5 protein-coding genes and 1 pseudogene are annotated in these 7,345 nt (G+C 72.8%); 1 reads left to right on the forward strand and 5 read right to left on the reverse strand.

What is annotated here, in order from left to right; translation table 11 throughout:
* Positions 1 to 113: 113 nt before the first annotated feature.
* Both CCN42_RS46320 and CCN42_RS46325 read right to left on the reverse strand, forming a co-directional pair.
* A pseudogene (locus tag CCN42_RS46320) lies at positions 114 to 757 on the reverse strand (streptophobe family protein).
* 69 nt (positions 758 to 826) lie between these two features.
* Positions 827 to 1,468, reverse strand: a complete 642-nt coding sequence (locus CCN42_RS46325) for a streptophobe family protein (RefSeq protein ID WP_422641245.1) — start codon at positions 1,466 to 1,468, stop codon at positions 827 to 829.
* A gap of 122 nt (positions 1,469 to 1,590) precedes the next feature.
* Between CCN42_RS46325 and CCN42_RS36080 the strand changes: the two genes are divergently transcribed.
* Positions 1,591 to 4,188 (forward strand): ABC transporter ATP-binding protein/permease, encoded by a 2,598-nt coding sequence (locus CCN42_RS36080; protein WP_086741558.1) that lies wholly within the window; start codon positions 1,591 to 1,593, stop codon positions 4,186 to 4,188.
* A 78-nt stretch (positions 4,189 to 4,266) separates the two neighbouring features.
* Here the strand turns inward: CCN42_RS36080 and CCN42_RS36085 are convergent, their stop codons facing one another.
* The 3 genes from CCN42_RS36085 to CCN42_RS36095 all read right to left on the reverse strand — a co-directional run bounded on the left by CCN42_RS36085 (position 4,267) and on the right by CCN42_RS36095 (position 7,160).
* Entirely contained in the window at positions 4,267 to 5,079 is an 813-nt protein-coding gene (locus CCN42_RS36085; RefSeq protein ID WP_086741559.1) for a transglycosylase SLT domain-containing protein, read from the reverse strand.
* Between the two features lie 276 nt (positions 5,080 to 5,355).
* Positions 5,356 to 6,465 carry an S-adenosylmethionine:tRNA ribosyltransferase-isomerase gene (locus tag CCN42_RS36090; protein ID WP_086741560.1) on the reverse strand — a complete coding sequence of 370 codons (1,110 nt, stop codon included), beginning with the start codon at positions 6,463 to 6,465 and terminating at the stop codon, positions 5,356 to 5,358.
* A complete protein-coding gene (locus CCN42_RS36095) occupies positions 6,462 to 7,160 on the reverse strand; it encodes an SDR family NAD(P)-dependent oxidoreductase (RefSeq protein ID WP_086741561.1) in 699 nt (232 codons plus the stop codon). Before CCN42_RS36095 ends, CCN42_RS36090 begins: the two co-directional genes overlap by 4 nt.
* Positions 7,161 to 7,345: the final 185 nt, after the last annotated feature.

Consider the following 7,345-nt stretch of genomic DNA (forward strand, 5'->3'; position numbering starts at 1 on the left):
GCCCCATACCGCGCCCACCAGCACGGTCATGCCGAGGTGTGCGCGCAGCTCCAGCCCGGCGCCGAAGGCGTCGATCCCGAGCACCGGCAGCGAGACGTTCAGCGAGACCTCCGTCAGCGGCGCCGACAGGGCACCGCGAGCGCGGTCGCCACGCGCAGCCGCAGCGCGCACCGCCCCGCGAAGCCCACCGCCCCCGGATGCCGTGCCCGGCCACCGGAGGGCGCGTCCACCGGCGTACGCGCCGCCTGCACCACACCCGCGAGCAGCAGAGCCAGCCCCGCCGCCACCGCCGGCAGCCGCACGTGTCCGTCCAGCTCCGCGAGCCGTCCGAGGGCGACCGGCCGGCCCGAGTCCACGAGGAGGTCGTCGAGCGGGGCGGGCAGGAACCGGGCGGGCGCCCCCCCCAGGCCTCGCCGTCCCAGGGCACGAACAAGCCGGCCGACAGCTCCAGCTCCACACCGTTCGGTGCCCCGAGTGATGCGGCCCTCCGCGATCCGCCGGGGGTGGTCGTCGCCGATCGCCGCGTACGCCGCCGCGGCGCATCCCGCCGCCACGCGGCCAGCAGCCCCGTGACGAGCGCCGACGCGGCGGGCCGGACCATCCGGTGCGCGGCCTGCCAGCCGGGCGGCAGGGGAGTGCGGCGCGAGGCGAGCAGCGCGACGATCAGCACCCCGGCCGCCCAAGCCGCACCTCCCCAGCAGCGTCGGCCCGGTGTCGACGCCGACCCCGACCGCCGCTTCGGCGTCGACGAGGTCACCGAGCCGATCGGGCAGGACCCCTCCGAGCCCTCCGACCCCTCCGAGCCCCGCGAGGCCGCCGAGATCCCTCAGGTCCCCGAGTCCCGGGATCCCGATGCCGTCCGCGCCGGGCTCCGGAGTCGCCGGGCAGGTCGTCGAGTCCCAGCGCGCCCCCGTCGAGGGTGATGACGCCGTGCCCGCCCAGGCCGCCCGCCCAGCGTCGCCACGAACAGCGCGGTCACCGCCCCCGCGCGGGAGAGGAGTTCGGCGGCGGAGACGACAACTCCGGCCGCCCGCAACGACCGTAGGGAGAACCAGGGCAAAAGGATCGCACCGACCGGGCTCACGCCCAATGGCGTGATATCGATGGCGGTCGCGGCCTCCTCGCCCTCCAGGCCGGACACGGACACATCGCCGGACGGCGTGCCCGAACCACCCGCCCCGAGTGTCACCACCGTCGCGGTCATCGGCCCCAGCGAACCCGCGGCATCGGCCTCCAGCAGCCGCAGCCCGAGCGCGGCCGTCCCCGCCATCCCATCAATGCTCAGCTCACAGCGGCGATCGCGGACATCAGCACATCCACCCGGGGCGCCCGCGTGCCGTACCGCGCGGCCTCGACGCCCAGGGCAGCCCCTGATCCGCGGTGCGGCGCGACTGCCGCGCTTGTCCCCCTCGCGGGGGATTACCACTCTCCGGGCAGGTTTCGACCCCGTCAACGACAGCGCTTCCATGCGCCCGTGCGCGGTCTTCACAAGGCCCGACTTTCGGTCAGGGGGCCGCTCCTGAAATAGTTCCCCCCGATGTTCGACATCCCTAGACTCCCCGCGACGGGGGTAACTCGGGGGACAACTCAGTGGGGCATGGAGTGCCGGAACTCGTACTGGAATCAAACGGACGGACCTTGACGCTCGATGCGTCCAGGTCCTACACACTCGGACGCGATCCCCAAGGGGATCTCGTGTTCGACGACGCCAGGGTCTCCTGGCGGCACGCCACGGTCAGCTTCAACGGCCGCAGTTGGGTCATCGAGGACCATGGCAGCACCAACGGCACGTTCGTGCAGGGCCAGCGGATCCACCACCTGGAGATCGGCGCCGGCTCGGCGGTGCACCTGGGCAACGCGACCGACGGACCGCTGGTGACGCTGTCCGGCGCCGCGCAGGCCGCCGTCACGCCGCAGGCCCAGCCCCAGCAGCAGCCGTACGCCGCGCAGGGCGCCGGCGCCGGATGGGCGCAGCAGCCGCAGGCCGCCCAGCCGCAGGCTCCGCAGCAGCAGGCCCCGCAGGCCGGCTGGCAGCAGCCGCAGCAGCCCGCCGCGCAGGTGCCGCCGCAGCAGCCCGCGGCGCACATCCCGCCGCAGCACCAGGCCCCGGCGGACCACTTCGCGCAGAAGGTGCCCGGCGGTGCCGCGGGGGCGCCGCCGGCCCACGGCGACCGCAGCCCCACCACGTTCCACCAGTTCTCGCTCGGCCGCGTCATGCGGATCGGCCGTGCCCTGGAGAACGACCTGGTCGTCTCCGACCTCCAGGTCTCGCGGCACCACGCGGAGTTCCACGCGACGCCCGACGGCCGCATGGAGATCCGCGACCTGGGGTCGCACAACGGCACGTACGTCAACGGCCAGCCGATCGCCAAGGGCGGCTCGCAGCTGCTCGGCCCGGCCGACATCGTGGGCGTCGGCCACTCGACGTTCCGGATCGTCGGCGACCGCCTCGAGGAGTTCGTCGACACCGGTGAGGTCTCCTTCTCCGCCCGCCACCTGACCGTCACGGTCGACGGCGGCAAGCAGATCCTCAAGGACGTCTCGTTCGGCGTCCCGGAGAAGTCGCTGATCGCGGTCATCGGCCCGTCCGGTTCCGGCAAGTCGACCCTGCTGAAGGCGCTCACCGGGTACCGCCCCGCCAACCAGGGCGAGGTGCTGTACGACAATCGGAACCTCTACAAGCAGTTCGCCGAGCTGCGCCAGCGCATCGGTCTGGTCCCGCAGGACGACATCCTGCACAAGGAGCTGACCGTCAAGAAGGCCCTCAAGTACGCGGCCAAGCTGCGCTTCCCCGCCGACACCACCGGCGCCGAGCGCGAGGCCCGCATCGACGAGGTGCTGCGCGAGCTGAAGCTCGACATCCACAAGGACAAGAAGGTCACCTCGCTCTCCGGCGGCCAGCGCAAGCGCGTCTCGGTCGCCCTGGAGCTGCTGACCAAGCCGTCGCTGATCTTCCTGGACGAGCCGACCTCCGGCCTCGACCCGGGCATGGACCGCGATGTCATGCAGCTGCTGCGCGGCCTCGCCGACGACGGCCGCACGGTCCTCGTCGTCACCCACTCGGTGGCCGAGCTGGCCCTGTGCGACAAGCTCCTGGTGATGGCGCCCGGCGGCTCCGTGGCGTACTTCGGCCCGCCCGAGGAGGCGCTGAACTTCTTCGGCTACGACACCTGGGCCGACGTCTTCTCCGCCTTCGAGAACTACCGCGACTACGACTGGGCGGGCCGCTGGAAGGGCTCGCAGCACTACCAGATGTACGCCGCGGACATCGACGCCGTCGCCCCGCAGCCCGTCCAGATGCAGCCGATGCAGGCCATCCGGCCGCCGAAGCCGCAGGGCTGGATGTCCCAGTTCATCACCCTGGTGCGCCGCTACGTATCGGTGATCGTCTCCGACAAGGGCTTCCTGGCCCTGATGGTGATCCTGCCGGCCGTCCTCGGCGCGGTGAGCCTGCTCATCAAGCCGGACCAGGGCCTGCTGCCCAACGTCAACGCGCAGACGGGCCGGATCATCCCGAACGGCACGGCCACCACCGTCCTGCTGATCCTCGCCGTCGGCGCCTGCTTCGCCGGCGCGGCCAACTCCGTCCGTGAGCTGATCAAGGAACGGGTCATCTACGAGCGGGAGCGCGCCACCGGCCTGTCCCGCTCGGCGTACCTGATGTCCAAGGTGTTCGTGCTCGGCGTGATCACGGTGCTCCAGGGCCTGCTGGTGGGCGTGATCGGCTTCGCCAGCCGGGAGATCCCCGAGGAGGGCCTGATCCTCGGCGGCGCCACCCTCATCGAGCTGTCCCTGCCGATCATGGCCCTGGGCTTCACTTCGATGATGTTCGGCCTGATCATCTCCTCGCTGGTGAAGACGGCCGAGAAGACGATGCCGCTGCTGGTGATGTTCGCGATCATCCAGGTCGTCTTCACCGGCTGCCTCTTCGCCCTGAACGGCACGGTCGGCGTCAACCAGTTCTCGTATCTGATGCCGTCGCGCTGGGCGGTCGCCGCCGCGGGCGCCACGCTGGACTTCAACAAGATCAGCCCGCCCGAGGAGGGTGCCGATACCGACCCGCTGTGGGAGCACAGCCTGGGCACCTGGGGTCTGGACATGGCGGCCCTGATCGCGCTCGGCGTGGTCTGCGGCTTCTTCGTGGCACGCTTCCTGCGCCGCCACGAGCCCGAGGTCATGCGCAAGTAGGCGCGTCGTACGACGTCGAAGGGCGGCACCCCGTCAGGAGGGTGCCGCCCTTCGGCGCTACCGAGGCCCGCGCCGGCCTCAGTACGCGCTGTTGACGTTGTCCATCGAGCCGTAGCGGTCGGCCGCGTAGTTGCAGGCGGCGGTGATGTTGGCGACCGGGTCGTAGATGTCCCAGGACGTGCCGGGGACGTGGTAGGCCTGGAAGGTCGGCGGGATGACCTGGAGCAGGCCCTTCGACGGAATGCCGTTCTGGGCGTTGATGTCCCAGTTGTTGATGGCCATCGGGTTGCCCGAGGACTCCCGCATGATGTTGCGGTGGATGCCGCTGTAGGAGCCGGGGATGCCGTGCTTCTTCATGATCGCGAGCGACTCGCGGATCCATCCGTCGAGGGTGTTCGGGTACGTCTTGGCGGCGGCCGGCTGGACGGCGACGCGCTTCGTGGTCCGGCTCGCGGCGGCCTGCGCGGCACGCTCCCGCGCCGCCTCCTTCGCGGCCTGCTCCTGCGCGGCCTGCTCCTCGGCGGCCTGCGCGGCGGCCTTCTTGACGGCCTGCGCGGCGGCCTCGGCGGCGGCCTTCTCCTTGGCCTCGGCCGCGGCCTTCAGCTTCGCGGCGGCGTCGGCGGCGGCCTTCCGCTTCGCCTCGATCGACTCCACCTTCACGCTCGCGCCGGCGAGCTGGTCGGTGACGGTGCCCTTGACGTCCTTGATCTGCTCGGAGCTGTAGGCCACCGCGGCCGTGGAACCGGCCTCGGTCGTGGTCGTGCTGCCGCCGGCCGGGACGAGCGAGAACGCGAGGGTGGCGGCGCCGAGGGCGGCGACACCGGTGAGCGCGATCTTGTGCGTCCTGGTCGGCACGCGACTGTGACCGGGGTTCTGGGTGTTCTTGGGCATGGCGGATGGACCTCTTCGAATAGCGCGGAGGTCGCTCTACGTCCGGCGGGGGACAGGGATCTTCCCGCACGAACGCCGCGGGCCGAACCCGCGGCGCTGAGCGACGGCAGCCATTCTTAGCGGCAGCAAAAACCCGAGGCAAAGGTGTGACGTACGATGCCGGATAGTGGATCACCTAAGGGCAAATCGGGACAGATTGGACCGTCTGTCCCGCTCATCCCGAGCACTGCCCACTCCTAGGCGCCTTCGTACGTGACCTGGGCCCTATGCGCGGGCTCACACCGCCCGAGCCCTGGTCTCACCCGTGGTTGCCGTCGCAACGCTCTGGGTGAGGGCCGCTTCGGGGAGTACGAGATGCACGTCCCCGAACTCGTGCCACAGGTACCGCCCGCGCACCGCCTCCTCGTACCCGCGCTCGACCGCGGCACGCCCCGCCACCGCCCGCAGCATCAGCAGATGCGAGGCCTCCGGTTCGTGCAGCCCGGTCAGCAGCCCGTCCACCACCCGCACCCCGTGCTCCGGGGTGACCACCAGATCCGTCCACCCCGCACGCGCACGGACGACCCCGTCGGCGTCCACCGCCGACTCCACCGCCCGCACCGCCGTCGTCCCCACGGCGATCACCCGGCCCCCGTCCGTCCGCGTCGCGTCGATCAGCCGCGCCGACGCCTCCGGAACCGCGAACCGTTCCGCAGCCGGCGGCTCGTGCGCCTCCGCCGACGCGACCCCCGCGTGCAGCACGACCGGCGCGAACCGCACCCCGCGGCTCACCAGCTCCGTCACCATCCGGTGGGTGAAGGGCCGCGCCGCACTCGGCATCTCCGCGCTCCCCTCCCCGTCGGGCGACGGCAGCGCGAACACCGTCTGATACACGGACAGCGGCTGATCCCGCTCCGTATAGGAGTAGCGAATGGGCCGCCCGTGCTCCCGCAGCACCGCGCGGACGTCCGCACCTTCCGGCCGCACCCACCACAGCCGCCCGCTGCCCCGGCCCAGCGGCTCCTCCACCACCAGCCGCGCACCTCCCGGCAGGCGCAGCACCGATCCCGCCGGCCCTCCCGCACGCGCACGCGTGGTGCCCCGCCCGTCCGGCTCCCGCAGCTCCACCGCCCACCGGCCGTCGTCCCCCCGGGTGGAGAAATGCACCACCACGCGCGCGTGCCCCAGCCGCCCGTCCACCGCCGCGGCCAGCGTCGGCGAGGTGTTCACCACCAGCAGGTCGCCGGCCCGCAGCAGCCGGGGCAGCTCCACGAACGCGTGGTGCGACACCTCCGTACCCCGCGACACCAGCAGCCGTACGGCGTCCCGGTCCAGCCCCGGCCCGCGCTGCTCCACCGGCACCCGTGCGGACAACGCCTCGGGCACCCGTACGGCCGTCGCCCTCATCGCGCGGCCTCCAGCAACGCGGGCGCCGCGTACCGCCCGCTCGCCGGCCGCTCCTCCAGCAGCCGCAGGAACGCCGGCATCACGCGGGCCGGCTCCGGCCGCGGCGCGTCGTCGTCCGGCACGGCCGCCGCGTACAGGTCGGTCGCCATGTCCCCGGGATCCACCGCCCACACCCGCAGCCCCGGCTCCTCCACGGCCAGCACCGCCGCGAGCCGGTCCAGGGCCGCCTTCGACGCCCCGTAGCCGCCCCACGACTCGTACGCCTGCGCGGCCGCGTCCGAGCTGACCGCCACCACCGCGCCCGCCGCCGACGCCCGCAGCAGCGGCAGCGCCTCCTGCACCAGGCCCAGCGCGGCCACCACGTTCACCTCCAGCGCCCGCCGCAGGCCGTCCAGGGTCAGCTCCTCCAGCCGTACCAGCGGCTCCGCGCCCAGCGCGCTCGCGTTGTGCACCAGCAGGTCCACCCCGCCCAGCCGCCAGGCCTCCGCCACCAGCCGCGCGCGGTGCCCGGCGTCCGTGACATCTCCCGGCAGGGCCGTCACCCGCGTCCCATGCCCGGCGAGCGGCGCCGCCGTCTCCTCCAGTACCGTCGCGCCACGGGCGTCCAGCACCAGATCCCAGCCGCGGCCGGCCAGCGCCTCGGCCAGCGCCCGCCCCAGCCCCTTCGACGCCCCCGTGATGATCGCCACCGGCATGATCCACGTCCCCTCGTCCCCAGGGGCGTCCGCGACATCGCCTCGGCCCCTCACCGCCGTCCCTCGGCGTGGCCACACCGTAGGAACCGGAGCGCCCACCACGCCTCGGACGCGGGCCGCAGACCGGCGGGGCCCTTCGTCCTACGCCGCACCCCCGCGACCTCCGCCCTAGGTCGTGTCCGCAA

It is taken from the genome of Streptomyces glaucescens, from assembly GCF_002154375.1.
Classification (GTDB): domain Bacteria; phylum Actinomycetota; class Actinomycetes; order Streptomycetales; family Streptomycetaceae; genus Streptomyces; species Streptomyces glaucescens.

Bases quoted from the DNA above. Each gene is read 5' to 3' on its own strand.
- CCN42_RS36090 (WP_086741560.1), bottom strand. From the start codon at position 6,465: ATGAGGGCGACGGCCGTACGGGTGCCCGAGGCGTTGTCCGCACGGGTG.
- CCN42_RS36085 (WP_086741559.1), bottom strand. From the start codon at position 5,079: ATGCCCAAGAACACCCAGAACCCCGGTCACAGTCGCGTGCCGACCAGG.
- CCN42_RS36095 (WP_086741561.1), bottom strand. From the start codon at position 7,160: ATGCCGGTGGCGATCATCACGGGGGCGTCGAAGGGGCTGGGGCGGGCG.
- CCN42_RS46325 (WP_422641245.1), bottom strand. From the start codon at position 1,468: ATGGAAGCGCTGTCGTTGACGGGGTCGAAACCTGCCCGGAGAGTGGTA.